Here is a 26,255-nt window from a genome sequence, read left to right on the forward strand (position 1 = left end):
GGGGGCGTGGACCTTCGGTTCAGCGACGCCGAGCCCTCGGCCGAGGAGCGCGCCGCCGTCGACGCGTTCCTCGGCGCCCCCGCGACGGGCTGGGAGGGCGGCACCCGCTCCGACGGTGACCTGCGGGTCGCCGTCGGCGGGCACGAGGCCCGCGACCGGCGCGACCTCCTGCTCCCCGCGCTGCACGCGGTCAACGACAGGATCGGGTGGATCAGCGAGGGCGCTCTCGACTACATCTGCCGCCGCCTGACCGTGCCGCCCGCCGAGGCGTACGGGGTGGCGACGTTCTACTCGCTGTTCTCGATGAAGCCGCGACCGGCACGGGTGTTGCACGTCTGCACCGACCTGGCCTGCCAGGCGCGCGGCGCCGACGCGGTGCGGCGGAGCACCGAGGAGAGGCTCGGCCCGCCCGGCCTGTCCTGGCAGCCGAGCCCCTGCCTCGGCCTGTGCGAGCGGGCACCCGCCGCGCTGGCCCTGCAGGCCGGCGAGTTCCCCGGCGCGACCGTTTACGGCCCCGCCGAACCGGCACCGGCCTCCATCGGCGGCACGAACGGGGCCGGCGGAAGCAACGGGACCGGCGGCGCGAGCGGAGCCGACGGGACCAACGGAACCGGCCGGCCCCATGCCTCCGGCGACGCGAGCGGCGTCGGCGGTGCGGGCGGCACTGGCGGCGCGCAGGATCTCAGCAAGCTCGGCGGCCTCAGCGGCATGGACGCCACCGGCGGCCCCGCCCTGGCCGAGCGTGAGGAGCCTCCCGCCGAGCGCGCCGTCCCGCAGGCGGGCGACCCCTCCCTCGTGCTCCTGCGCCGGGTGGGGGTCGTCGACCCGGCGAGCCTCGACGACTACCGGGCCGAAGGCGGCTACGCCGCGCTGCGCGAGGCCGTCAGGATCGGCCCCGCCGGCGTCATCCGCGAGGTGCTCGAATCCGGCCTCGTCGGGCGGGGCGGGGCGGCGTTCCCCACCGGGCGCAAGTGGGAGGCCACGGCCCGCCAGCTCGACCACCCCCACTACCTGGTCTGCAACGCCGACGAGAGCGAGCCGGGCACCTTCAAGGACCGCGTGATCATGGAGGGCGACCCGTACGCGCTGGTGGAGGCGATGACCATCGCCGCGTACGCCACCGGTTGCCCCAAGGGCTACCTCTACATCCGCGGGGAGTATCCCCGGGCGATCCGCCGGATGGCCCATGCCATCGACGTCGCCCGTGCGCGCGGCCTGCTCGGGGCCGACGTCATGGGACAGGGCTTCTCCTTCGACATCGAGATCAGGCGCGGCGCGGGCGCCTACATCTGCGGCGAGGAGACCGCGATCTTCAACTCGATCGAGGGCTTCCGCGGCGAGCCGCGCAGTAAGCCGCCCTTCCCCGTGGAGAAGGGCCTGTTCGGCAAGCCCACCGTGGTCAACAACGTCGAGACCCTGGTCAACGTGCTGCCCATCCTGGCCGGCGGGGCCGCCGCCTACGCGGCGACCGGCACGGAGGGTTCGACGGGCACCAAGCTGTTCTGCGTCTCGGGCACGGTCGCCAGGCCCGGCGTCTACGAGCTGCCGTTCGGCGCCACCCTGCGCGAGCTGCTCACGCTGTCGGGGGGCGCGACCGGGACGCTCCGGGCGGTGTTGCTGGGCGGCGCGGCCGGCGGGTTCGTCCGCCCGGACGAGCTCGACGTCCCGCTGACCTTCGAGGGCACCCGGGCGGCCGGCACGACCCTGGGCTCGGGAGTGGTCCTGGTGCTCGACGACAGCGTCGACCTGGCCCACATCCTCCTGCGCATCGCGGAGTTCTTCCGTGACGAGTCGTGCGGGCAGTGCGTGCCCTGCCGGGTGGGCACCGTACGGCAGGAGGAGGCCCTGCACCGGCTGAGCCGCAGGCCCACGGCCGGTGACATCGCGCTGCTGCGGGAGGTCGGCCAGGCCATGCGCGACGCCTCGATCTGCGGACTCGGCCAGACCGCCTGGAACGCCGTCGAGTCGGCCATCGACCGGCTGGGCGTCTTCTCCCCCTCGGAGGCATCATGAGTGTTCCCCTGCAGCCGCCCCGGCGGCTGATCGAGATAACCGTCGACGGCGACCCGGTCCGGGTACCGGAAGGCTCGACCGTGCTGGACGCCTGCTCGGCGGCGGGCAAGGACATCCCGACCCTCTGCTACGGAGACACCCTCACCCCGAAGAACGCCTGCCGGGTCTGCGTGGTCGAGGTCGAGGGCGCCCGTACGCTCGCCCCCGCCTGCTCCCGCAGGGCCGAGCCCGGCATGGTCGTCGGCACCGCGACCGAGCGCGCCCGGCACAGCCGCAAGATCGTCCTGGAGCTGCTGGCCTCGACGGCCGACCTGTCCACCACGCCGCGCGCGGCCGAGTGGATCGAGGAGTACGGCGCGCGACCCGACCGCTTCGGCGAGGAGGCCGCCACGGTCGCGCAGCCCGCGAAGGTCGACAACGACCTCTACGTGCGCGACTACTCCAAGTGCATCCTCTGCTACAAGTGTGTCGACGCCTGCGGCGACCAGTGGCAGAACAGTTTCGCCATCTCGGTCGCCGGGCGGGGCTTCGACGCGATGATCTCCACCGAGCACGACGCCCCGCTCACCGACTCGGCCTGCGTTTACTGCGGCAACTGCGTCGAGGTCTGCCCCACCGGGGCGCTGTCGTTCAAGAGCGAGTTCGACATGCGCGCCGCGGGCAGCTGGGACGAGGACCGGCAGACCGAGACGACGACGATCTGCAGTTACTGCGGGGTCGGCTGCAACCTGACCCTGCACGTGCAGGACAACCGGATCGTCAAGGTGAGCTCGCCGCACGACAACCCGGTCACTCACGGAAACCTGTGCATCAAGGGCCGTTTCGGCTTCCAGCACGTCCAGAACGTGGCCTCCCAGGAAGACGCGATCCCCGTCTCCGGCCCTGTCTCCAGCCCTGTCTCCAGCCCTGTCTCCAGCTCTGCCTCCGGCGCGCGGACGGCTCCCGCCGATGGGTAGGGTCACCGTCAAACGCCGGGTCCTGCGGCTGCGGGAGGCCGCGGCCGTCCACCGGGTCGACGTGCTGGCGGCCGAGGAGCCGCTGGAGATACGGCTCGACGGTCGACCGCTCACGATCACCATGCGCACGCCGGGCGACGACTTCGACCTGGCGGCGGGCTTCCTGGTGAGCGAGGGCGTGGTCACCTCCGCCGAGGAGGTCACCGCGATCCGCTACTGCGCGGGCGCCACCGCCGACGGCGCCAACACCTACAACGTGCTCGACGTCAGGCTGGCCGCCGGCACCTCTCCGCCGGCGACCTCGCTGGAGCGCAACTTCTACACCACCTCCTCGTGCGGGGTGTGCGGCAAGGCCTCGCTCGACGCGGTCCGCACGGTCGCCAGGTGGCGGGTGGACGACGATCCCGCGCCGGTGACGGCCGAGGTGATCGCGGCGTTGCCCGACCGGCTCCGCGCGGCCCAGCGGGTGTTCGACCGGACCGGCGGGCTGCACGCCGCGGGCCTGTTCACGCTCGGCGGCGACTCGCTCTGTGTGCGCGAGGACGTGGGCCGGCACAACGCGGTGGACAAGCTGGTGGGCTGGGCACTGCGCGACGGGCGCCTGCCGCTGGCCTCGACCGTGCTCATGGTGTCGGGACGCGCCTCCTTCGAGCTGGTCCAGAAGGCGGTGATGGCCGGCATCCCGATCCTCGCCGCCGTCTCGGCCCCCTCCTCGCTGGCCGTGGAGCTGGCCGCCGAGACGGGGCTGACACTCATCGGGTTCGTCAGGGGCAGCTCGATGAACGTCTACACCGGGGAAGGACGCGTCGGCCTGGTCCCCGGCTGAGCCCGGGCCGCACCTCCCAGGCCGAGCGCCCACACCCTCAGGCGCCGCGGCCCACCGGGAGCCGGAAGGTGCGGCCCGAACCCTCCTCGCCGGACCGCAATCGCCGCGTTCACCCCCCACCGACCGCCGAGGCCGGGGAGCGGCGGCTCCCCTGCCCGGCGCCGAGAGCCCGGCTCGCGATACTCGCCCCCTTCGCCGGCCGGGCTCTCTGACGCCCGCGGGCCGCGGATCCCCGCTCCCCGGCGCGCGATTCCTCTCCACCGCGTACCCGGCGGCGCCGCCCCGGCCCTCCCGCGCCGGACAGCGGCTCTCCATCAGCGCGTCACGGCCTCTCCGCGATGCCGAACGTCTCCGCGTCTCCCCGATCCCGGTCCGCCGAACGGCGACCTCCACCCGCACGTCACGACCTCCCCGCCACACCAAATGCCTCCCCCGATCCCGATTCGCCGAACGGCGACCGCCACCCGCACGTCACGCCCCCGCCACACGAACGTCTCCCCCGGGCCGGGCGATGCCTCCCCCGATCCCGGTCCGCCGAACGACGGCCTCCACCCGCAGGTCACGACCCCTTCCTCCCGGGCCGGACGCGTGTGTCTCGCATGCCGTGGGGTAGCTCCCCGCGTGTGAGGCGGCACCTTCGGTGAGCCTCCCCTAAGCTCGATTTTGACAACCGTTTTCATTTACGCGCATACTGGTCGGCATGATGTCCGAGTCCTCCCGACGTATCCGCATACGTAATGCCAGCCTGGCCGCGTCCGCCGCCCTTCTCGCCGCCACCACCGCCTGTGGCGCCGAAACCGGCTCGACCGCCGGCGGCTCGCCCGGGGGGGCGTCGAGCGTTTCCACGGACGGGAAACCCGCCGTCACCGCGGCCATGTATCCCCTGCAGTGGCTCGCCGAGCGGGTGGGCGGCCCCGACGCGGCCGTCACCGGCCTGACCGAGCCCGGCGTCGAGCCGCACGACCTGGAGCTGTCCCCGGTGCAGGTGGCCGGGATGGAGAAGACGAGGCTCATCGTCTACATCAAGGGAGTCCAGCCCGCGGTGGACGAGGCCGTCGAGCAGCACGCCGCCGACCGGGCCTTCGACGCGGCCACCTCGGTCACGCCCCTTCCCGCGGTCGCGGAGGAGGAGCACGAGGGCGAGGAGGGACACGGCCACGAAGAGGTCGACTACGACCCCCACCTCTGGCTCGACCCGGCCCGCTTCGCGACGGTCGCCACCCGGCTCGGTGAGAAGCTGGCCGCCGCCGACCCCGCACACGCGCAGGCCTACAAGGAGCGCGCCGCCGCCACCGCGGCTGAACTCGCCACCCTGGACCGCGAGCTGGCCAAGGGCCTGGCCGCGTGTTCCTCGGACGCGATCGTCACCAGCCACGCCGCGTTCGGCTATCTCGCCGACCGCTACAAGCTGCACCAGATCGGTATCAGCGGCCTCGATCCCGACGCCGAGCCCTCTCCCGCCCGCCTCGCTGAAGTAGCAAAAGTGGCCAAGCAGGAGAAAGTAACTACGATTTTCACCGAAACCCTCGTCAGCCCGAAGGTCGCCGAGATTCTCGCCCAGGAGGTCGGTGCGAAGACCGCGGTCCTCGACCCGGTGGAAAGCCAGCCGTCGAACGGCGACTACCTGTCCGCCATGCGCCAGAACCTCTCCACACTCCAGGCAGCGCTCAGCTGCTCGTAAAGGTCACACGTGACATCCAGCAAAACGGTTTTCACCATGAACGGCGGCCAGGTCAACCTGGACCGCCGTCCGGTGCTTCGCGGCATCGACCTGTCCGTCGAACCCGGTGAGGCGGTGGCGGTGCTCGGCGCGAACGGGTCGGGGAAGTCCACCCTCATCCGCGCCCTGCTCGGCCTCATCCCCCTGTCCGGCGGCGAGACCCTTCTATACGACAGGCCCCCCGCCCGGTTCCGCGAATGGTGGCGGATCGGCTACGTACCCCAGCGGCTCTCGGTGGGCGGGGGCGTGCCGACCACGATCCGCGAGGTCGTCGCCTCCGGCAGGATCGCGAGGCAGCGACGCCTGCGCCTGACCGGCGCGGCCGACCGCGAGGCGACCGGCAGGGCCCTGGAGGCCGTCGGCCTGGCCCACCGCGCCTCCGACCCGGTACAGGCGCTGTCCGGCGGGCAGCAGCAGCGGGTGCTGATCGCCCGCGCCCTCGCCGGAGAGCCCGACACCTTCGTCATGGACGAGCCCACGGCCGGCGTCGACTCCGAGAGCCAGCTGCTTCTCGCCAAGACCCTGTCCGCGCTCGTCGAGCAGGGCAAGACGGTCCTGCTGGTCGCGCACGAGCTGGGCCCGCTGGAGCCCCTGATCACCCGCGCGGTGGTTCTCAGGAACGGATACGTGTGCCACGACGGCCCGCCGCCCCGGGCGGTCGGCACGCACGCGCTGCCCGGTCACGATCACGTGCACCCGCACGCCGAGGAGGAGCCCGTGAGCCCGCTCGACTGGAGGCCCGCCTCGTGATCGAGTTCCTGCAGTTCGACTTCATGCAGCGGGCGCTGATCGCCGCCCTCCTGGTCGGCCTGGCCGCTCCCGCCATCGGCACGTTCATGGTCCAGCGCCGCCTGGCCCTGCTGGGTGACGGCATCGGGCACGTCGCGCTGACCGGCGTGGCCCTGGGCTTCCTCACCGGAACCGCCCCGGTGCTGACGGCCGTGGTGGTCTCGATACTCGGCGCCGTGGCCATCGAACTGGTCCGCGCGCGCGGCAGGACCAGCGGGGACGTGGCGCTCGCGCTGCTGTTCTATGGCGGTATCGCCGGAGGCGTGCTGCTCATCTCGCTGGCTCCCGGTGGCAGCAACGCCACGCTGATGTCCTACCTGTTCGGCTCGATCAGCAGCGTCGCCGTCGAGGACGTGTGGGTGATCGGCCTGCTGGCGGTGGCGGTGCTCGGCGTGGTGACCGTCTTCGGGCGGGAACTCTACGTGCTGTGCCAGGACGAGGAGGTCGCCAAGGCCAGCGGCCTGCCGGTCCGCTTCCTCAGTCTGCTGATCGCCGTGACCGCGGCACTGACCGTGGTCATCGCCATGCGCGTCGTAGGATTGCTTCTGGTGAGCGCGCTGATGGTGGTGCCGGTGGCGACCAGCCAGCAGCTCACCCGGGGGTTCGTGAGCACGATGTTCCTTTCCATGCTGTTTGGGATGATCTCCACGGTCGGTGGCCTGACCTCCTCCTTCTACGTCGAGGTTCCGCCGGGCGCGATCATCGTCATCGTTGCTCTCGCGGGGTTCGTCCTCGCCCTCGGGCTCGGTAGATTCGTACGTCGAAGCCGACCTCAGGAGTCCAGCCCATGAGCAACAGGCGTGACGCCGTCCACGCGATCCTCCGCCAGAGCGAGGGTTTCCGCAGCGCGCAGGACGTCTACGCGGAGATGCGCGCGGAAGGCGCCAAGATCGGACTGACCACCGTCTACCGGGCGCTCCAGGCTCTCGCCGACACCGGTCACGTCGACGTGCTGAGGACCGACGACGGCGAGTCGGTCTACCGGGCGTGCGCCAGCGGCGACCACCACCACCACCTGGTCTGCCGCGCGTGCGGCCGTACGGTGGAGGTGGCCGGGCCCGCGGTGGAACGCTGGGCCGAGGCCATCGGCTCCGAGCACGGCTTCACCGAGATCACCCACACGGTGGAGGTCTTCGGGACCTGCGCCTCCTGCTCCACCGCGGCCGCCACACCGCTCCGTACGCCGAGCCGCGCCTGAGCGGACCACGGAGCACGTACGGGAAGCCCCGATTCCGGACGTTGCGCACACATCATGGCGTACCAGGACATGATGGTATGGAAAGCCTTATGGCACGGAGCGCGCCGCCGCGATGGGCGCGCGCGAGAGGGCGCCGGAGGTCCATGGGAGAGATACGCTTCCGACACGGCGAGCCGCCGTGCGCGCCTCCACGCTGCAATCGCTTCTACGGGAGTCAACATGCCATTCGGACATGACATGGTGCACTCACTCGCCACCGCGGTCGACCTCGTCAACACCTCCCCTTCCACCGGAGGCGAGGACACCCTGACCGACCTGCGAAAACTCGGCGACTTCGTGGCACGCTGGGAGGTCAGCGGGGTCGGCGAGCTGGACGCCACCGACCTGACCCAGGTGCGCGCGCTGCGCGAGGCCTTCCACAAGGTCTTCACCGCCCCGGACCAGCCCACCGCGGTCATCCGGCTGAACACCCTGCTGAGCGGGACCCGCATCACCCCGCGCCTGGCGGAGCACGACGGCCACCCCCTGCACGTCCACTACTTCGCGCCGGACGCCTCGCTCCACGAGCACCTCGCGGCCGACATCGGGGTCGCCCTGGCCCACCTGCTCGTCGAGGGCGAGTGGGAACGCCTGCGCACCTGCTCGGCGCCCGACTGCGACCACGTCTTCGTGGACGAGTCACGCAACCGCTCGCGGGTCTACTGCGACAGCCGCACCTGCGGGAACCGGATGCACGTCGCCGCCTACCGCGCGCGACGCCGGGCCTGATGTCACTCTCCGCTAATACCTGTTGACTGAGTAGGTAATGCGGGTAGGTTGTGACGTGATGCCGCCTACCCCCGAGGAGAGCCCATGAGCGTCACCGACGAGCTGCTGGCCAACGCCGAGCGTTACGCGGAGGCCTTCGACAAGGGCCATCTGCCCCTGCCGCCCGCGCGCGGGCTGGCCGTGCTGGCCTGTATGGACGCCCGTCTCAACCCGTACGCCCTGCTCGGGCTCTCGGAGGGCGACGCGCACATCATCCGCAACGCGGGCGGCGTGGTGACCGCCGACGAGCGCCGCAGCCTGGCCATCAGCCAGCGCCTGCTCGGCACCAGGGAGATCATCCTCATCCACCACACCGACTGCGGCATGCTCACCTTCACCGACGACGACTTCAAGCGGCAGATCCAGGCCGAGGTCGGGGTCAAGCCCGACTGGGCGGCCGAGGCCTTCACCGATCTCGACGAGGACGTCGTCCAGTCCCTCTACCGGATCAGGAACGACCCCTTCATCCCGCACACCGACTCGGTGCGTGGTTTCGTCTACGAGGTGGAGACCGGCCGCCTTCGCGAGGTCAAGGCCTGACGGCCAGGCACGGCCCTCGGAAGCCAAAGGGCGCCGAAGCCGCCGTGGCGGCCGGCCCCCGGGAGTCAGGGGATGTCGAAGCCGCCGTGGCGGCCGGCTCCCGCGGCGAAGCGGGACGCACCGGCCACCGCGCCGGGCAGGGCGTTCATGCCGTGGCGCAACTCCCCGGCCATGGCCTCCCGCTCGGGCAGCCCCTCCTGCTCCAGCACCGACATGCGGTCGCCGCGCATGCACTCCTGGGGGAAGCGCGCGATGGAGGCGGCGAGGTTCTCGGCGGCGGCGCGCGAGGTGCCGGTCGGCACCACCCGGTTGACCAGGCCCATGCCGAGGGCCTCCGCCGCGGCCACCGGGCGGCCGGTGAGGATCATGTCCATCGCCCGCCCCGTCCCGACCAGGCGCGGCAGCCGGACGGTGCCGCCGTCGATCAGCGGGACGCCCCAGCGGCGGCAGAAGACCCCGAACACCGCGTCCTCCTCGGCCACCCGCAGGTCGCACCAGAGGGCCAGCTCCAGGCCTCCGGCGACCGCGTGCCCGGCGACGGCCGCGATCACGGGCTTGCCGAGCCGCATCCGGGTGGGCCCCATCGGGCCGTCGCCTTCGGCGTCCACCCGGTTGGCGCGGCCCTCGGCGACGGCCTTGAGGTCGGCTCCCGCGCAGAACGCGCCCCCCTCGCCCCACAGCACGGCCACCGCCGCGCCGGGGTCGGCGTCGAAGTCGCGGAAGGCGTCGGCGAGCGCCCGGGCCGTGGGGCCGTCGACGGCGTTGCGGACCTCGGGCCTGGAGAGCACGACGGTGGTGACGGGCCCGTCGCGTTCGATCCTGACAGTCATCCGGGGCACCTCTCAGCGGGTCGGCGTCACCCGGAACATAACATTATTCTGCGGAGACGCCCGGGGTGTCCCGAGGGGACAGGACCGCGTTCGGCACCGCTCCCCCGTACCGCCTGTCGCGCTTGGCGTACGTCTCGCAGGCCTCCCACAGATCGCGGCGGTCGAAGTCGGGCCAGAGACGGTTGAGGAAGACCATCTCGGCGTACGCCGTCTGCCAGATCAGGAAGTTGGAGATGCGCTGCTCACCCGAGGACCGTACGAACAGGTCGACGTCGGGGATCTGTGGCTCGTCCAGATAGCGGGCGAAGGTCTCCTCCTTCACCCGGCCCGGCTTGACCCGCCCGTCGGCGATGTCCTGTGCCAGGCGCAGGGCGGCGTCCACGATCTCGGCGCGGCCGCCGTAGTTGACGCAGAACTGCAGGGTCAGCGTGGAGTTGCCCTCGGTCATCTGCTCGGCGTCGCGCAACTCCTGGATGACGCTCCTCCACAGCCGTCCGGGGCGGCCCGCCCAACGGACCCGCACGCCCATCGCGTGGAGCTGGTCCCTGCGGCGGCGGATGACGTCGCGGTTGAAACCCATCAGGAAGCGGACCTCGTCAGGGGAGCGCTTCCAGTTCTCCGTGGAGAAGGCATAGGCCGACAGGTAGGGGATGCCGAGCTCGATCGCGCCCTCGATCACGTCGAAGAGCGACGCCTCGCCCGCCTTGTGGCCCTCGGTGCGGGGCAGGCCGCGCTGCTTGGCCCACCTCCCGTTGCCGTCCATCACGATCGCCACGTGCCGGGGCACCAGGTCGCGCGGGATCGGGGGCGGGGTGGCGCCGGAGGGATGCGGGACGGGTGGGCGGACGTTCACGTGGCGAGCTCCCTTTCTACGTGTCGAAGAGAGCGTATGCCGTGTTCGAGGTGCCATTGGAGGTATGCGGCGACCAGGCCGCTGCACTCGGCGCGGTGCCTGGCGACGGAGGCGTCCGCGGTGAGCCAGTCGCCCTTGAGCAGCGCCACCATCAGGGCGAGGGTCTCCCCCTCGGGCACCGCCGCTCCCGCGGGACGGCAGGCCCCGCACACCACCCCGCCGGCCACGATGGCGAAGGCCCGCACCGAGGTGGCCTTGCACCGGGCGCAGGCCTCCAGGGCGGGGGCGTAACCGGCGACGGCGAGGGAGCGCAGGAAGTAGGCGTCCAGGACGAGCCTGGCCTCGTGGCCACCCGCGCCGAGCGTGCGCAGGCCACCGACGAGCAGCAGGAACTGGCGCAGCGCCGGCTCCTTCTCCCCCATGACCAGGCGGTCGGCGGTCTCCAGCATCGCGGTGCCCGCCGTGTAGCGCGGGTAGTCGGAGACGAGCGGCTCGCCGTACGGCCTGATGGTCTCGGCCTGGGTGATCATGTCGAGCGTGCGGCCGGTGTGGAGCTGGAGATCGACGTGGGTGAACGGTTCGAGCCGCCCCCCAAATCGTGATGTTGTCCGCCGGACCCCCTTGGCGACACCCCGGATCTTGCCCATCCGCCGGGTCAGGACGGTGACGATCCGATCGGCCTCTCCCAGCTTGTGGGTGCGCAGCACGATGCCGTCGTCACGGTACAGACTCACCCGCACAGTGTAGTGGGGCCGTCCACTTGGCAGAGGTGGAACCATGATCAAACGACACGGATAGATCACCGGTGCGTGTTGTTCACCTAAAACTCACTAAACTTTGGCCTCCGGCGAAATGCCGCCCCCGGTTACACCGCCTCACACCCGCCTCCGCACGAAAGGGTGCCATGCCCCGCGTGGTCCTGCTGGGCTCATCGCCCGGCCCCGATGCCGCTCCCGGCCAGACGACGCCCGCCGCGTTGACCCTGCCCGCGCTTCCCGGCTGCCCCACGGTGATCGGCAAGCTGCACGGTCAGCTCGCCTCACTCGACCCCGAGCCGGTGACGATCGTCCGCTCCGGCGACGCCGCCGCCCACCGGGGCTTCCCCGGCAGTCTCGTCGAGACCTCCGACCTGGCCGGCGACCTGCGCGCCGTGGCCGACGCGGTCGAGGGCGCGACCGAGAACCTGCTCTTCCTGCCGACCAACTCGCTGATCCACGACGAGCTGATCTACCAGATCACCAAGTCGAAGCGCGGAGCCCTCGCGCTGATCACCAAGGAGCCGCGGGAGGAGGACGAGAACGGCGACGTCATCGTCCCCGACGTCCCGATCGACGAGGCGCTGCCGGAGATCGGCGACCGGACGCTGGAGGGCCTGCCCGTCCGGGTCCGCGCCCGCAAGTCCCGGGTCATCTCGGTCGGCTCGGCCTTCCACGCGGTGACCAGGCCCAACTCGGTCCTGCTCGGCCCGCTGCACCTGCACCACAAGCACGCGCCCGTCCTGGCCGAGGCCGCCCGCGAGCTGGCCGACATGGCCCACCTGCTGGGTCCCGACGACGACCTGGTCCAGCTGCTGGTCCTGGGCCTGGTGCGCAAGGGCGTCTCCGTCGGCATCCGCGGCCGCCGCGACCTGTTCTTCCGCCGGGTGTCCGGTCCCGAGCAGGCCGCCGAGGCGCTGGCCGAGATGTCCACGTTCAACGAGGACAAGGCGCGGCTGAACAACGCGGTGAAGGGCGCCGACGGCTTCTTCACCACGTACTTCGTCAGCACCTACTCCCGGTTCATCGCCCGCTGGGCGGCCAGGCGGGGGCTGACCCCCAACCAGGTCACCCTGATCTCGATCGCGCTGGGCGTGGCGGCGGCGCTGTGCTTCGCCACCGGCGAGCGTGCCGGGATGGTCGCGGGTGGCGTGCTGATCTACTTTGCGTTCGTGTTCGACTGCGTGGACGGCCAGGTCGCGCGATACGCCCGCAAGTTCGGCGTGCTCGGGGCGTGGCTGGACGCCACGTTCGACCGGTTCAAGGAGTACGTGGTCTTCGCGGGCCTGGCGGTCGGCGCGGCGGTCTCCGGCGTGGGCGACGTCTGGACGCTGGCGCTGATCGCGCTCGGCGTGCAGTCCATCAAGCACCTCCTCGACTTCTCCTACGGCGCGGCCAACCGGCGCAAGCCCCCGTCGCCGCTGCCCTCGGTGGCGCTGTCGGTCAGCGCCGACACCGGCCTGCGCCAGGCGCTGGAGGAGCGCAAGAACGCCAGGACCAGCGGGATCCGCAACCTGCTGAAGATGTGGGGCAGGGCCGGCAGATACCGCGCCGTACACTGGGCCCGCAAGATGATCGTGTTCCCCATCGGCGAGCGCTTCGCCGCCATCGCGATCGTCAGCGCCCTGTTCGACGCCAGGATCACCTTCCTGACCCTGATCATCTGGGGCGGCATCGGTGCCGCCTACTCGCTCACCGGACGCCTGATGAGGTCTCTCGCATGATCACCCAGCCGCAGACCATCCCCGCTCCGGATCCGTACGAGGAGCGGCTGCGCGTGCAGACCGCGCGGCTGCTCGCCTACCGCGACGACGGCCCGCTGGTGACGCTGCTGCGCGACAAGGTGGGACCGGGGCTGCCCCCGGTGCCCGCCTCGCTCGCCGCGCTGCTGGCGATCATCGCGATGTCCGTGACCGGGATGCTGGTGGACGGGCCGATCCTGCTCGTCCCGGTACTGATCATGATCGTCCTGGTGCTGCCCACCGCGGCCCGCGACCACCTCGGCAAGCTCGACTGGCTGACGCCGCCGCTGATCCGGGCGACCGAGTTCCTCGCGATCATCCTCATCGGCCTGGCCGCCGACGCGCCCAAGTGGCTGCTGTACGTGCTGATCTACGTGATCGGCTACCACACCTACGACACGGTGTACCGGACGCGGCAGAGCATCTGGCCGGCCCCCTGGGTGTTCCGGGCCGGGCTGGGCTGGGAGCTGCGACTGCTGCTGATCGGCGCCGGCGCCGCGCTGGGCGTGCTGACGTGGGTGCTGGCCGCGCTCACGCTCTACCTCGGCGTGCTGTTCGCGGTCGAGAGCGTGACGAGCTGGGTCGGCCTGGACAAGCAGACGGCGAACGCCGCCCAGGCGAGCGACGACCTGGAGACCTCCCCCGAGGAGGCCCAGGAGCAGGCCACCGGCGAGGCCGACCAGACCTGACCGGGAAACCTCACAAATAGCGAATGCCGCCGAACAGATCACCTGTTCGGCGGCATTCGCGCGTTCCGGGCTTACGGGGATACCGAACCGGCGACCGGCGCGAGGTGCTCGACACATGGAACAAACGGGCCGGAGCCCTGGTTGCCGCCTCGCCTGTGTTACAAAGCAGCGTGGAACTGGACAGGCTGGATCGCGACATCATCGGGGCGCTCGTCGAGGACGCCCGCGCCACGTACGCCGAGATCGGGCAGCGGGTGGGCCTGTCGGCGTCGGCGGTGAAACGCCGGGTGGACCGGCTGCGCGAGACCGGCGCCATCACCGGGTTCACCGCCCGGGTGGAGCCCGCGGCGCTCGGCTGGACCACCGAGGCCTACGTGGAGCTGTTCTGCGCGGGCAAGACCTCGCCGTCGGAGATCGGGGTGGCCATCGGCCGCCATCCCGAGGTGGTCTCGGCCTGCACCATCACCGGCGAGGCCGACGCGCTGCTGCACATCAGGGCCACCGACGTGCGGCACGTGGAGAGGGTGATCGAGCGCATCGCCGCGGAGCCGTTCGTGGTGCGGACCAAGAGCTCCATCGTGCTCTCCCGCCTGATCGAGGCACCCCTGGTGACCTCGCGCAGCGAGCCGTTCATGGCCCCGCACAACGAATCATCGTTTCTGGCCTGAACCACGCAAGAAACCCGCGCCAGCGCGCAAGGTCAGGCTCTTGGCCTGCGAGAACGCCGTTCCTAGGCTGATGACGCCGCCATCGAGACCTTGATGGCCGCTGTCACCAACACCTTTACCTGCGGGGTTATCCATGACGAGGCACTACCTCATGTGTCGGCCCGACCACTTCGCGGTCGAGTACGCGATCAACCCGTGGATGCATCCCGAGGCCGGAGCCGACCGCGAGGTGGCGATCAGGCAGTGGGAGGCCCTCAAGAGCGCCTACGAGGAGCTCGGACACCGTGTCAGCCTCATCGACCCGGTGGAGGGCCTGCCGGACATGGTCTTCGCCGCCAACGGCGCGCTGGTCGTGGACGGCCGCGTGTACGGCGCGCGGTTCACCCATCCGCAGCGCGCGGCCGAGGGGCCCGCGTACCTGCGATGGTTCGTCGACAACGGCTACGAGCGGGTCCGCGAGGCGGCCTTCACCAACGAGGGCGAGGGTGACTTCCTCACGCTCGACCACCTGGTGCTGGCCGGGACCGGGTTCCGCACCGACATCACCGCGCACAAGGAGGCCCAGGAGTTCCTCGGCCGCCCGGTGGTGACGCTGCAGCTGGTGGACCCCCGCTTCTACCACCTGGACACCGCTCTCTTCCCGCTAAACGGACACAACGTGGCATACTTCCCAGGGGCCTTCTCTCCCGGAAGCCAGGAGGTGCTCCGCAACCTCTTCCCCGACGCCGTCATCGCGAGTGAGGACGACGCGGCCGTACTGGGCCTCAACGCCGTCAGCGACGGCGTCAACGTGGTGATCAACGCCGAGGCCGCCGACCTTCAGCTCGAACTCAAGCGCCAGGGCTTCGAGGTCATCGCGGTGGACCTGTCGGAGCTTCGCAAGGCGGGCGGCGGTCCCAAGTGCTGCACGCTGGAGATCCGGGCATAGTGCCCGGCATGACGGCCACGGACCAGACAAACCAGGGAGGGGCGGATATCGGATGACCGGCACCGACGAATTCATCGAACTGAGCGAGCGCCGCAGCGCGCACAACTACCACCCCCTGCCCGTCGTGATCCACGAGGCGCGGGGCGCCTGGGTCGTCGACGTGGAGGGCAGGCGTTTCCTCGACTGCCTGGCCGGTTACTCCTCCCTGAACTTCGGGCACGGCAACCCGAAGATCATCGCGGCGGCGCAGGAGCAGCTGTCGCGGCTCACCCTGACCAGCCGCGCCTTCTTCCACGACCAGTTCGCCACCTTCGCCGCCGGGCTGGGCGACCTCACCGGCAAGGACATGGTCCTGCCGATGAACACCGGCGCCGAGGCCGTGGAGACCGCGATCAAGGTGGCCCGCAAGTGGGGCTACGAGGTCAAGGGCGTGGCCGCCGAGCAGGCCAACATCGTCGTGATGGAGGACAACTTCCACGGCCGGACCACCACGATCGTCGGCTTCTCCACCGATCCCGACGCCCGCGGCGGCTTCGGCCCGTACACCCCCGGTTTCAGGATCGTGAAGTACGGCTCCGTCGAGGCGATCCGCGAGGCCGTCGACGCCAACACGGTCGCGGTGCTGCTGGAGCCCATCCAGGGCGAGGCCGGGGTGCTGGTGCCGCCGGACGGCTACCTCACCCAGGTCCGCGAGCTGTGCACCGCGGAGAACATCCTGATGATCGCCGACGAGATCCAGTCGGGTCTCGGCCGCACCGGCGAGACGTTCGCCTGCGACCACGAGGGTGTCGTTCCCGACATCTACGTGCTGGGCAAGGCCCTGGGCGGCGGTGTCGTCCCGGTCTCGGCGATCACCGCGAACGAGGACGTGCTCGGCGTGATCAGGCCGGGGCAGCACGGCTCCACCTTCGGCGGCAACCCTCTCGCCTGCGCGGTCGCAGGAGCAGTCATCGAGCTGCTCGGCACCGGCGAGTACCAGACGCGGGCCAGGGAGCTCGGCGAGGTCATGCACGAGAGGCTGCGCGGGCTGCTCGGCCACGGCGTGATCGCCGTGCGCGGGCGCGGCCTGTGGGCGGGGATCGACATCGACCCGTCGCTGGCGAGCGGGCGGGAGGTCTCCAAGGCGCTCATGGCCCACGGCGTCCTGGCCAAGGACACCCACGGCTCGACCATCCGCCTCGCCCCGCCGATCGTCGTCTCCGAGGAGGACCTCCTGTGGGCGGTCGACCAGCTCGGCGCGGTCCTGGAGGAACTCGCGAGGTGACCTCTCCGGTGCGGCCCGCGCCCGGGTGGGAGCGCGCCGCACCGGAACCCCGCCCCTCAGCGGACGGCGGAGTCCGGGCCCAGCTCCACGACGGTGATCTCCGAGACCTCGGTGCCCGTGGCGGTGTCCCAGCGGACCGACGTGGGGGCGGTGTCCAGGGAGAGGATCGCCACCGCGTTGGAGAACCACGGGCCGTTGGTGATCCGCCACTTGAAGGGCGGCTTGGGAATCCTCGCCGTGCGGGACAGCGAGCGGCCGATCAGGCTGGCGATGCCGAACTGGGCGACGATGTTGGCCAGGCGCAGAGTGCGGCTCAGCGGGTTGCGGATCGGGGAGCAGACCAGCTGGTAAATGGGCAGCCCGTCCGCCTTGGCCACGTAGGAGTAGTGGACGTCGCCGGAGAGCATCATCACCGGCTTCCCCAGCCCCGCCAGCAGCTTGGACAGGTCCTCGAACGAGCGGCGGAAGGCCGCCCAGTGCTCCAGGTCGACGGCCTGGCGCAGGGCCTCCGACCAGCGGGCCACGGTCTTGCCCCAGGCGCCCTGGGCCAGGGCCTCGTTCCAGTTCTGGATGTGGTGGATGCCCGCGGGGAGCAGGAACGGCACCGAGGAGCCGATCACGAAGCGCTTCGCGCCGCCCTTGTGGAGCTGCTCGGTGAGCCACTCCCACTCCACCAGGTCGATCATGCGCCGGTCTCCGGGATCGAGCTGGCGGGAGCAGCGGGAGTCGAGCATGATCAGGCGGGTGTCACCGAGGTCGCGGGCGTAACTCCACCGGCTGTCGGCGGGAACGTCGTAGGCGTGCTCGGCGAAGACGTCGAGGACCTCGGCGCCGTCCCCCTCGGCTGCGCACACCTTGCTGAGCACCTCGTCGGCGGCGCGCTCCGCCGGTGACATGTTGCCCAGGTGCTGGTAGACCCAGTAGGCGCCGAGCCCGGAGACCACCCGGTGCCGCCACCACGGGACCTCCTCCATCCGCTTGCGCCAGGAGATGGAGGTGTTGAAGTCGTCGCGCAGGTCGTGGTCATCGAAGATCATCGCGGTGGGCACGGTGGACAGGAGCCAGCGGATCTCCGGGTCGGTCCACGCCAGGCGGTACAGCTCGGCGTACTCCTCGAAGTCGGCGATCTCCTTCTTCGGCTCGGTCTCCCTGCGGCCCGCGATGAACGCCAGCATCTCGGCGGACGGCTCGTCGGCGTAGACCTGGTCGCCGAGAAGCAGCAGCAGGTCGGGCCAGCGCTCCTCGGGCGCGTCCGGCAGGGTGCCGCCGTAGGCGCGCAGCACGTCCACCCCGTGGGAGATCGTGTACACGAGGTCGTGCGGCACGCTGGTCCGGCAGGAGCCGAACATCACCCTGTTCGGGCCGTCCGGGCCGAGCAGGCGGATGCGGCTCGGCGGATGGTCGGGCAGGGGCCACACGGTCTCCCCGCCCAGGCGCACCTCGTAGGTCCCGCCGCCCTCCACGTCCACAAGCGCGTAGTGGTGGCCGTGGACGGTGAACGTCCTGGCCTCCGAGCTCACGCCGCCGACCTCGACCGTCACCTCGCACGGCTCGCTCGTCTCCACCCATACCGACGCGCTCGTCTCGTCGACGTAACGCAGCATCGGTCCGACCACAAGTTCCGGCACTTTCATCCCCTCAGCCACTGCACAACAGCAAGGATCCTTGACCGGAGCCTGCCAAATCTGCGTGTTACTCCCAGATTGCCCAGGAGGGCTGGTAGATAACAACGCACCTCCTGGCCACGGGCTCGCGACCAGGTTCGGGGATCAGTCATGAGAACGAAACACGGTCCGTCCCCACGGGAAAAAAACCACACCTAGTCTGATCGTGACCATGTGCCCCGAGCGGAGCAAAGGCGCTCCACTCACCGTACGGAGGTTTCCCTTGAGAACGCTCACGGTGCCGTCGACGACGCCGGCCGCCACCGCTTCCGTCAGTCCGGGCCGGCAGGCCCTCGACTCCGCGCTGTTCCAGCTTGACCGGGCGGCCGACCGGCTGGACCTGGACGACAGCCTGCGCGCCATGCTCGCCACTCCCCGCCGCTCACTCACCGTCTCGGTCCCGGTCCGCCGCGAGGACGGCCGGATGGACGTCGTGCAGGGCTTCCGGGTTCAGCACAACACTACCCGCGGCCCGGCGAAGGGTGGCATCCGTTTCCACCCGCGCACCGACGTCCACGAGGTCACCGCCCTGGCCATGAGCATGACGTGGAAGTGCGCGCTGGCCGGCATCCCGTACGGGGGCGCCAAGGGCGGCGTCTCCGTGGACCCCGCCTCGCTGAGCGCCCGCGAGCTGGAACGGGTCACCCGGCGCTACGTCAACGAGGTCCTGCCGATCATCGGCCCCGAGAGGGACATCCCGGCCCCCGACGTCGGCACCGACGAGCGGACCATGTCCTGGATCATGGACACCTACTCGGTGAACGCGGGCTACCCGCTGCCCGGCGTGACGATCGGCGGCCCCGTGACCCCCGGCGGCGCGCCCGACCGGGCCGGGGCCACCTCTCGCGGCGTGCGGATCGCCGCGCTCAGGGCCCTGGGCGGCTCCCCCGAGGGCCGCACCGTCGCGATCCAGGGCTTCGGCAAGGTCGGTGCCCCCGCCGCGCGCTACCTCGCCGACGCGGGCTGCCTCGTGGTCGCGGTCTCCGACCGCACCGGGGCCGTGATCAACCGTTCCGGCCTGGACGCCGACGACCTGCGGGCGTGGTCGGAGGAGACCGGCGGCGTACGCGGCTACCGCCGGGCGGACGCGCTGTCGCGGGAGGAGTTGCTCGAGCTCGACGTGGACGTGCTCGTCCCCGCCGCCATGGAAGGGGCGATCACCGAGGAGAACGCCACCCGGATCAGGGCCGGCCTGATCGTGGAGGGCGCCAGCTCCCCCACCACGCCCGGGGCCGACCGCGTCCTCGCCGACGCGGGCGTCACCGTGGTCCCCGACATCCTGGCCAACGCGGGCGGCGTGATCGTCTCCTACCTGGAGTGGCTGCAGGACATGCAGGCGCGCTCCTGGAGCGCGCGCGAGGTCGACGCGAGGCTCCGCGGCGTCATGGAGGACGCGTTCGACACGACCGCGAAGGTCTCCGCCGAGTGCGGGATCACCCTGCGCCAGGCCGCCCATGTGATCGGCGTGGGCCGGGTCGCCGAGGCTCACCGGGCGCGCGGGCTGCACTCCTGAAGGCCGCGAGGGGACGTGTCATGGGTCCTGGGGCCGCGGGCCGGCTCCCGGAGATCAGAGCGGGCATGGGCTCCGAAGCCGCCGGCCGGGGCGTGTCACGAGCGGCCCAGGCCGCCCGGGGCGCGCTCCGGGGTCGCGGCGGACTCGTCCAGGGCGGTGACCAGCCCCTCCAGGTCCCGCATGAGCCGCTCGGTGCGCTCGGTGCCGTAGACCGCCTCGATCAGCCGGTGGTGCTCGGCCACCCCGCCCTCGACCCGGTCCAGCAGCTCGGACCCGCGGTCGGCGAGGAAGACGGCGACCTTGCGGCGGTCGGCGGGATCGTGGCCCCGATAGACGAGGGAGCGGTCGATGAGCCGGTCGATGGCCTTGGTCAGCGTCGGGTGCGGCATCAGCACGGCCTCGGCCAGATCGCCCATCGAGTGCCCCCGGCCGTCGGCGAGGGCGCGCAGGATGCGCCACTGCTCGACGGAGACGTCCTCGGCTGTCACCGCGGCGGCGAGTGCCCGGTTGACACTGCGCTCGGCCCTGCTGAGGAGGTAGGCGAGCGAGGATCCCAGCCCGGTCGTCACCACATGGAGCTCCCGTCTGCGTCACGATCCGTGTTCCGTCCAGGTAACGGGACTGCCGTACCCATCCATTCCGGAGGATACTCGTCCCTGTGGCAGAAGCCATCACACCCGTCATAGAACCCCTGGAAGCCCAGTTGCTCCCGGGTGACGCGCTGCGCGTCGGGCTGGTCGTGCCGATCTCCGGCGTGCTCGGCCTGGTGGGGCCGTGCGCGATCAACTGCGCGATCCTCGCCGCCGACGAGGTGAACCTGGCGGGCGGGATGCTCGGCAGGCCGGTGGAGCTGGTCCTGGTCGACGGTGGCCGTCCGGCGGCGCAGGTGGCCACCGAGGTGGCGGGGCTCGCCCGCTGGGGCGCGATCGACGCCGTGGTCGGCACCCACGGCAGCGACGTCAGGATCGAGGTGGTGCGGGCGCTGGCCGGGAGGGTGCCCTTCGTCTACGCGCCGCCGTACGAGGGGGGCGGCCACGCGCCGGGGGTTTACTTCCTGGGCGAGACCCCGGCCCGCCAGCTGCGGCCCGGCCTCGACTGGCTGATCGACCGGCGCCGGGCGCGCAGGTGGTTCCTGCTCGGCAACGACTACGTGTGGCCGCGCCTGGTCCACGGGGCGGCCAGACGCCACCTCGCCGCGCGGGACGTCAGGGTCGTCGGCGAGCTCCTGGTGCCGTACGGCATGCGCGACGTCTCCTCGATCCTGGAGAGGCTGGTGGCCGGCAGGCCCGACGCGGTGCTGCTCAGCCTGATAGGCAGCGACCTGGTCGCCTTCAACCGGGCCTTCGCCGCGGCCGGGCTGTCCTGGCCACGGCTCTGCGGCGCGCTGGAGGAGCACGGCCTGCTCGGCATCGGCGGTGACGCCACCGGCGAGCTGTACGGGGCGATGGGTTACTTCGCGAGCCTGGTCACCGACGACAGCCTGAGCCTCGGCGAGCGCTACGCCCGCCGGTTCGGCTCGACCGCGCCGCTGCTCAACGGGCACGGGCAGGGATGCTACGAGGCGGTGCTGATGCTCGCCGCGCTCGGCTCGCGCGCCGGGACGCTCGCCGTGCCCGAGGTGGACGCGATCGCCGACGGCACCTCCATCGTCACCGCGCGGGGACGGCTCACCCTGCGCGGGCACGGGGTGCGGCGGCAGGCGCACATCGGCCGGGCCGACGGGCTGGACTTCGACATCGTCCGCTAGGGGCGCCTGGGGCGCCGCAGGTCAAAGTCGGACAAAAACTTCCGACTGAAAACTTTTCCTTTGCAAAGAAAGGTTCTAAGGTACGGCTGCACCCACTTCAAGGAGCCGTACATGACAACCGAGCCCTCACTGGAGCAATTCGGCTACCGCCAGGAACTCCGCAGGTCACTGAGCTTCACCGACCTGCTCGTCTACGGCCTGATCTTCATGGTCCCGATCGCGCCGTTCGGCATCTTCGGCGGCGTCTTCCAGGCCTCGGGTGGCATGGTCGCCCTCGCGTACGCCATCGGCATGGTCGCGATGGCCTTCACCGCGCTCTCGTACGCGCAGATGGCCCGCGCGTTCCCGATGGCGGGATCGGTCTACACCTACGCGGGCCGCGGCATCGCCGCGCCCGTCGGCTTCCTTGCCGGGTGGGTGATCCTGCTCGACTACGTGCTGGTGCCCGCCCTGCTCTATCTCATCGCGAGCGCGGCGATGGCCTCCTTCGTGCCCGCCATCCCCGTGTGGGGCTGGCTGATCGTGTTCGTGGTGCTCAACACGGTCGTGAACTACACGGGCATCCAGATGACCGCGCGCATCACGAAGATCATGCTGATCGGCGAGCTCATCGTGCTGGCGATCTTCATGGTCGTCGGCGTGGTCGCGCTGGCCCAGGGCAAGGCCCAGGCGGGCGCGCTCAGCCCGCTGTTCGACTCCTCGACCTTCTCCTGGTCCCTCGTCTTCGGCGCGGTCTCGATCGCGGTCCTGTCCTTCCTCGGCTTCGACGGCATCTCGATGATGGCCGAGGAGAGCCGCGAGGACTCGCGAAGGCTCGGCAAGTCCATGGTCGCGGCCCTGGGCCTGGCCGGGGTGCTGTTCATCGCGCAGACCTGGGTGGCCGCGCTGCTCACTCCCAACCGGGCCGACCTGCTGACCAAGGGCGACCCCGGGGGCACCGCCTTCTACGACATGGCCGAGTTCGCCGGGGGCCACTGGCTCAGCGTGCTGACCGCGGTCGCCACCGCCATCGCCTGGGGCTTCGCCAACTCCCTGGTCGCCCAGGCCGCCACCTCCCGCCTGCTGTTCGCGATGGCCCGCGACCGCCAGCTCCCCTCCTTCCTCGCCAAGATCGACCCCAAGCACCGGGTGCCCGTCAACGCCACCCTCGTGGTGGCCGCGATCTCCCTGGTCGTCGGGCTCTACCTGACCACCCGCGACGACGGCATCACGCTGATCAGCGGCCTGGTCAACTTCGGCGCGATGACCGCCTTCCTCGCGCTGCACGTGTCGGTGGTCGTCCACTACGTCGTGCGCCGGGGCAGCCGCGACCTGTGGCGGCACCTCGTCGCGCCGGTGCTCGGCTTCGCGATCCTGCTCTATGTCGTGATCAACGCCAGCATCGCGGCCCAGACGCTCGGCGTCGTCTGGTTCGTCATCGGCCTGGTGGTGCTCGGCGTCTCCTACGCCACGGGCCGCCGCCCCACCCTGGCCGGGCTCGTCGACACCCCGGACGCGCCCGACACCGCCGGCAGGCCCTGAGGGCGCACGACCCCCGTCCCACCGACCCGACAGCATGCGAGGGCAGAACCGTGTTCGACATCTTCCTGGAGGTCGAGGAGGGGCTCAGCCCTCTCCGCGTCCCCCCCGCCTTCCCCATCGCCGGGCGCGGCTCGCTCCCCGCAGGGGGCGCGCGGTGAACGTCTTCTCCTACCGGCCCGCGCCCGAGGACCTCAGCTACACCTTCGGCGGGCGGCCCGCGGTGGCCAGGATCGCCCCCGGCTCGATCGTCGAGACGTACACCGAGGACTGCTTCGGCGGCCTGGTGACCTCGGTCGACGACCTGCCCTCGCGCGTCTGCGAGTTCCCCTACCTCAACCCGGTCACCGGCCCCTTCCACGTGGAGGGGGCCGAACCGGGTGACACGCTCGCGCTGCACTTCGTCTCCATCGAACCCGCCAGGGACTGGGCCGTGTCGGCCACGTTCCCGCACTTCGGCGCGTTGACGGGCACCCACACCACCGCCATGCTCACCCCTCCCCTGGAGGAGCTGGTGTGGCGCTACGACATCGACACGGCGGCGGGCGTGGTCCGCTACCACGCCCGCAGAAGCGACTTCACGGTCGAGTTGCCGCTCGACCCGATGCACGGCACGGTCGGCGTCGCGCCCGCCGCGTCCGAGGCCCGCATGACGATCACCCCGGACGCCCACGGCGGCAACATGGACACTCCCGAGCTGCGCGCGGGGGTGACCGTCTACCTCGGCGTCAACGTCGAGGGCGGGCTCTTCGCGATCGGCGACGGGCACGCCAGGCAGGGACACGGCGAGGTGTGCGGCACCGCCGTCGAGGCGGCGATGAACACCGTCGTCGCCGTGGAGCTGATCAAGGGGGTGAGCACCCCGTGGCCCCGCCTGGAGGACGACGGCCACCTGATGTCCACCGGCTCGGCCCGCCCGCTGGAGGACGCCTACCGGATCAGCCAGCACGATCTCGTCACCTGGACCTCCGAGCTCACCGGCCTGGACCCTCTGGACGCCTACCAGCTGGTCAGCCAGATCGGCGAGGCACCGGTCGGCAACGTCTGCGACACCAACTACACGATGGTCGCCAAGCTCCCCAAATCCACCCTCGGCCGTCCGGTCGTCTACGAGTCGGCCCACGATCGCCTGCGCGCCCTCGGCCGGCGGTATCTGGCCGAACGCTGACCGAGGCCGTCCCCGCCGGACCTCCGGCGGGGAACCGGCGAGGCTCTGGCGGGGAACCGGCGAGGGCTTCGGCAGGGCTTCGGTGCCCTCCCCGTCGCGCCATCAGGGGCGCGCGACGTGGAGGGTCAGCTCGCGGCGACGATGTTCTCGCAGATCGCGTGGGTGGCCAGGGCGTCGTCGGCGTCGAGGACGGTGCCGGAGCGGACCGCGTCGAGAAACTCCAGGCAGACCTGTTCGATGCCCCGCTGCCGGGAGACGGGGGTCCAGTCGCCCCGCCGGGTGAGGGTCTCGGCGCCGGCGTAGTCGATCACGTCGGCCATGTTGACCACGCGGCGCTTGGAGTTGCCCCCCGTGACCTCCACGGTCTCCTCGGCCGAACCGCTCATCCTGTTCATGATCCCGAAGGCGGTGAAGCCGTCCCCGGACAGCTCCAGCGTCACGTGCTCCAGCAGCCCGCCCCTGACCCGGGTCCGGATGCCGGTGTGCTCGACCTCGCCCGGTACCAGGAACCTGAGGGTGTCCACGACGTGGACGAAGTCGTCGTAGACGACGGTCCGCGGGTCGGCCGGGTGGCGCGTTCGATGCTTCTGCATCACCACCAGGTCGCGGGGGAGGTCGCGCAGGGCCGCGTAGGACGGCGCCCTGCGGCGGTTGAAGCCGACGAGCAGCGACCGCTCGCTCTCGCGCGCCAGCCGCACCAGGCGCTCGGACTCGGCGAGGGTGTAGGCGATCGGCTTGTCCAGATAGACGTGGACGCCCGCCCGCAGCAGCGGCTCGACGACCTCCGCGTGCGCGCCCGTCGCGACGTGCACGAAGGCCGCCTCGACCCCCGCTCCGAGCACCTCCTCCACCGAGGAGAACCGGCGCTCGACCCGGTAGGCGTCACCGAGGCGGTCGAGTGTGGCGCGGTCGCGGGTGCACAGGTGGAGGTCGAGGCCGGGGGTGGCGCCGAGGACCGGCAGGTACGCCTTCTCCGCGATGTCCCCGAGGCCGATGACAGCGATCTTCATGCTCAGAGCGTACGGCGTGCTCCCCCGCCCCGTGCCGGCACGTCCTCCCAGCTCCCGCCGCCCCCGCCGCCCCCGCGCGTACGGCGTGGAGCGTGTCCCCTACGCCGCTGCGGCCAGGCGGTCGCGCCACCACGCGAGCGTCGCGGCCAGCGCCTCGTCCATCGGGGTCGGCGCGACGCCGAGGGCGGCCTGGGAGGCGCCGGAGTCGAGGACGAAGGGGCGGACGAACTGGTAGCGCAGCTCCTCCAGTTCCCCGAGCATCGGCGAGAAGAGAGCGGCGGCGCGCAGCATCCAGTGGGGCAGAGCCTTGACCCCCGGGTCGGGAACTCCGGCGAGCGCACTCAGGCGCTCGGCGATCTCGCGCACCGACATCGGCTCGTTCGTCGGGACGTGCCACGCGCGGCCCCAGGCGCGGTCGCCCTCGCCCGCCGCGACCAGGGTCCGTGCGACGTCGGGCACGTAGGTCCAGCTGTGCGGCTGGGAGGGGTCGCCGGCGAAGCGGACGGTCTTGCCGGCCAGGAGCGCGGGGACGAACCTCTCCCCGAGGTGTGACTGGTCGAGGCAGCCGGGACCGAAGTAGTCGGATCCGCGCACCTCGGTCACCCTGACCCGGCCCGCCTCGTGCGCGGCCAGGGCCTCCTGCCACACCTTGACCCGGATCGCGCCCTTGACACTGGGCGGGTCCAGCGGGTCGCTCTCCATCATCGGCCGGTCGGGCGCCGCGTAGACGTAGAGGTTGCCGAGGATGACGTACCCCGCGCCGGTGGTCTCGGCGGTTCCCAGCAGTGACGCGGCGAGCGGCGGCCAGTCGCGTGCCCACTCGTGGTAGCGCGGGTTGACGCAGTTGTAGAGGACGGCGGCACCCCCGGTCAGGGCGGTCAGTTTCTCGCGGTCGCTCACGTCGGCGGCGACCTTGCGGATGCCCGGCAGGTCGGGGCCCGAGCCCGAGCGGCTGATGAGGACGACCTCGTGTCCCTGTCCGGCCAGCAGCCGGGCGACCTCGGAGCCGACCTGACCGGCTCCCGCGATGACGTGCTTGGCCATGGTTCCTCTTCCT

25 protein-coding genes are annotated in these 26,255 nt (G+C 71.3%); 18 read left to right on the plus strand and 7 right to left on the minus strand.

Annotation, left to right across the window (positions count from 1 at the left end):
* The first annotated feature begins 6 nt into the window (after positions 1-6).
* From ACSDR0_RS02155 to ACSDR0_RS02195, 9 genes are all read left to right on the plus strand, one after another.
* Positions 7-2,013: an NAD(P)H-dependent oxidoreductase subunit E gene (locus tag ACSDR0_RS02155; protein WP_435286991.1), complete on the plus strand. Its 2,007-nt coding sequence runs from the start codon at positions 7-9 to the stop codon at positions 2,011-2,013.
* On the plus strand, positions 2,010-2,969 hold the full coding sequence (locus ACSDR0_RS02160; protein WP_435286992.1) for a 2Fe-2S iron-sulfur cluster-binding protein: 960 nt from the start codon (positions 2,010-2,012) through the stop codon (positions 2,967-2,969). The genes ACSDR0_RS02155 and ACSDR0_RS02160 overlap by 4 nt, the downstream gene beginning before the upstream one ends.
* Positions 2,962-3,795, plus strand: a complete 834-nt coding sequence (gene fdhD, locus ACSDR0_RS02165; protein ID WP_435286993.1) for a formate dehydrogenase accessory sulfurtransferase FdhD — start codon at positions 2,962-2,964, stop codon at positions 3,793-3,795. Before ACSDR0_RS02160 ends, fdhD begins: the two co-directional genes overlap by 8 nt.
* A 700-nt stretch (positions 3,796-4,495) precedes the next feature.
* Complete coding sequence (locus ACSDR0_RS02170) at positions 4,496-5,476, plus strand: metal ABC transporter substrate-binding protein (protein WP_435286994.1); 981 nt, start codon at positions 4,496-4,498, stop codon at positions 5,474-5,476.
* 36 nt (positions 5,477-5,512) lie between these two features.
* Complete coding sequence (locus ACSDR0_RS02175; protein ID WP_435287282.1) at positions 5,513-6,265, plus strand: metal ABC transporter ATP-binding protein; 753 nt, start codon at positions 5,513-5,515, stop codon at positions 6,263-6,265.
* Entirely contained in the window at positions 6,262-7,095 is an 834-nt protein-coding gene (locus tag ACSDR0_RS02180) for a metal ABC transporter permease (RefSeq protein ID WP_435286995.1), read from the plus strand. Before ACSDR0_RS02175 ends, ACSDR0_RS02180 begins: the two co-directional genes overlap by 4 nt.
* Entirely contained in the window at positions 7,092-7,502 is a 411-nt protein-coding gene (locus ACSDR0_RS02185) for a Fur family transcriptional regulator (protein WP_435286996.1), read from the plus strand. The genes ACSDR0_RS02180 and ACSDR0_RS02185 overlap by 4 nt, the downstream gene beginning before the upstream one ends.
* Before the next feature lie 219 nt (positions 7,503-7,721).
* A complete protein-coding gene (locus ACSDR0_RS02190; RefSeq protein WP_435286997.1) occupies positions 7,722-8,270 on the plus strand; it encodes a CGNR zinc finger domain-containing protein in 549 nt (182 codons plus the stop codon).
* Between the two features lie 84 nt (positions 8,271-8,354).
* The gene (locus tag ACSDR0_RS02195) at positions 8,355-8,849 is read left to right on the plus strand and encodes a beta-class carbonic anhydrase (protein WP_435286998.1); all 495 of its coding nucleotides are present in this window, start codon (positions 8,355-8,357) and stop codon (positions 8,847-8,849) included.
* 65 nt (positions 8,850-8,914) lie between these two features.
* Here ACSDR0_RS02195 and ACSDR0_RS02200 read toward each other — a convergent pair whose 3' ends face one another.
* The 3 genes from ACSDR0_RS02200 to recO are packed head-to-tail and all read right to left on the minus strand — an operon-like array spanning position 8,915 to position 11,266.
* Complete coding sequence (locus tag ACSDR0_RS02200) at positions 8,915-9,679, minus strand: crotonase/enoyl-CoA hydratase family protein (RefSeq protein WP_435286999.1); 765 nt, start codon at positions 9,677-9,679, stop codon at positions 8,915-8,917.
* Positions 9,680-9,722: 43 nt separating this feature from the next.
* Positions 9,723-10,532: an isoprenyl transferase gene (locus tag ACSDR0_RS02205; RefSeq protein ID WP_435287000.1), complete on the minus strand. Its 810-nt coding sequence runs from the start codon at positions 10,530-10,532 to the stop codon at positions 9,723-9,725.
* Positions 10,529-11,266: a DNA repair protein RecO gene (gene recO, locus ACSDR0_RS02210; RefSeq protein WP_435287001.1), complete on the minus strand. Its 738-nt coding sequence runs from the start codon at positions 11,264-11,266 to the stop codon at positions 10,529-10,531. Before recO ends, ACSDR0_RS02205 begins: the two co-directional genes overlap by 4 nt.
* A gap of 170 nt (positions 11,267-11,436) precedes the next feature.
* Here recO and ACSDR0_RS02215 point away from each other — a divergent pair, with 170 nt between their 5' ends.
* From ACSDR0_RS02215 to rocD, 5 genes are all read left to right on the plus strand, one after another.
* Entirely contained in the window at positions 11,437-13,011 is a 1,575-nt protein-coding gene (locus ACSDR0_RS02215; RefSeq protein WP_435287002.1) for a CDP-alcohol phosphatidyltransferase family protein, read from the plus strand.
* Complete coding sequence (locus tag ACSDR0_RS02220; RefSeq protein WP_435287003.1) at positions 13,008-13,718, plus strand: DUF5941 domain-containing protein; 711 nt, start codon at positions 13,008-13,010, stop codon at positions 13,716-13,718. Before ACSDR0_RS02215 ends, ACSDR0_RS02220 begins: the two co-directional genes overlap by 4 nt.
* Positions 13,719-13,888: 170 nt before the next feature.
* On the plus strand, positions 13,889-14,386 hold the full coding sequence (locus ACSDR0_RS02225) for an Lrp/AsnC family transcriptional regulator (protein WP_435287004.1): 498 nt from the start codon (positions 13,889-13,891) through the stop codon (positions 14,384-14,386).
* 133 nt (positions 14,387-14,519) lie between these two features.
* Positions 14,520-15,314, plus strand: a complete 795-nt coding sequence (gene ddaH, locus ACSDR0_RS02230; protein ID WP_435287005.1) for a dimethylargininase — start codon at positions 14,520-14,522, stop codon at positions 15,312-15,314.
* Between the two features lie 52 nt (positions 15,315-15,366).
* Entirely contained in the window at positions 15,367-16,578 is a 1,212-nt protein-coding gene (gene rocD, locus ACSDR0_RS02235) for an ornithine--oxo-acid transaminase (RefSeq protein WP_435287006.1), read from the plus strand.
* A gap of 56 nt (positions 16,579-16,634) precedes the next feature.
* On the opposite strand, the gene ACSDR0_RS02240 is transcribed toward rocD, so the two are convergent.
* Positions 16,635-18,206 carry an alkaline phosphatase D family protein gene (locus ACSDR0_RS02240; RefSeq protein WP_435287007.1) on the minus strand — a complete coding sequence of 524 codons (1,572 nt, stop codon included), beginning with the start codon at positions 18,204-18,206 and terminating at the stop codon, positions 16,635-16,637.
* Between the two features lie 259 nt (positions 18,207-18,465).
* Here ACSDR0_RS02240 and ACSDR0_RS02245 point away from each other — a divergent pair, with 259 nt between their 5' ends.
* Positions 18,466-19,755 carry a Glu/Leu/Phe/Val family dehydrogenase gene (locus ACSDR0_RS02245; protein ID WP_435287008.1) on the plus strand — a complete coding sequence of 430 codons (1,290 nt, stop codon included), beginning with the start codon at positions 18,466-18,468 and terminating at the stop codon, positions 19,753-19,755.
* Positions 19,756-19,850: 95 nt separating this feature from the next.
* On the opposite strand, the gene ACSDR0_RS02250 is transcribed toward ACSDR0_RS02245, so the two are convergent.
* A complete protein-coding gene (locus tag ACSDR0_RS02250; RefSeq protein ID WP_435287009.1) occupies positions 19,851-20,324 on the minus strand; it encodes a MarR family winged helix-turn-helix transcriptional regulator in 474 nt (157 codons plus the stop codon).
* An 89-nt stretch (positions 20,325-20,413) separates the two neighbouring features.
* On the opposite strand from ACSDR0_RS02250, the gene ACSDR0_RS02255 reads away from it, so the two are divergent.
* From ACSDR0_RS02255 to ACSDR0_RS02265, 3 genes are all read left to right on the plus strand, one after another.
* A complete protein-coding gene (locus tag ACSDR0_RS02255; RefSeq protein ID WP_435287010.1) occupies positions 20,414-21,502 on the plus strand; it encodes a substrate-binding domain-containing protein in 1,089 nt (362 codons plus the stop codon).
* Positions 21,503-21,613: 111 nt separating this feature from the next.
* Positions 21,614-23,023 carry an APC family permease gene (locus tag ACSDR0_RS02260; protein WP_435287011.1) on the plus strand — a complete coding sequence of 470 codons (1,410 nt, stop codon included), beginning with the start codon at positions 21,614-21,616 and terminating at the stop codon, positions 23,021-23,023.
* Between the two features lie 154 nt (positions 23,024-23,177).
* Positions 23,178-24,188, plus strand: coding sequence for an acetamidase/formamidase family protein (locus ACSDR0_RS02265; protein WP_435287012.1), 1,011 nt, complete (start codon positions 23,178-23,180; stop codon positions 24,186-24,188).
* 125 nt (positions 24,189-24,313) lie between these two features.
* On the opposite strand, the gene ACSDR0_RS02270 is transcribed toward ACSDR0_RS02265, so the two are convergent.
* Positions 24,314-25,198, minus strand: a complete 885-nt coding sequence (locus ACSDR0_RS02270) for a Gfo/Idh/MocA family protein (RefSeq protein WP_435287013.1) — start codon at positions 25,196-25,198, stop codon at positions 24,314-24,316.
* A 99-nt stretch (positions 25,199-25,297) separates the two neighbouring features.
* On the minus strand, positions 25,298-26,242 hold the full coding sequence (locus ACSDR0_RS02275; protein WP_435287014.1) for an NAD-dependent epimerase/dehydratase family protein: 945 nt from the start codon (positions 26,240-26,242) through the stop codon (positions 25,298-25,300).
* Between the last annotated feature and the right edge of the window lie 13 nt (positions 26,243-26,255).

Source organism: Streptosporangium sp. G11 (genome assembly GCF_051192615.1).
In the GTDB taxonomy this organism is placed as follows: Bacteria; Actinomycetota; Actinomycetes; order Streptosporangiales; family Streptosporangiaceae; genus Streptosporangium.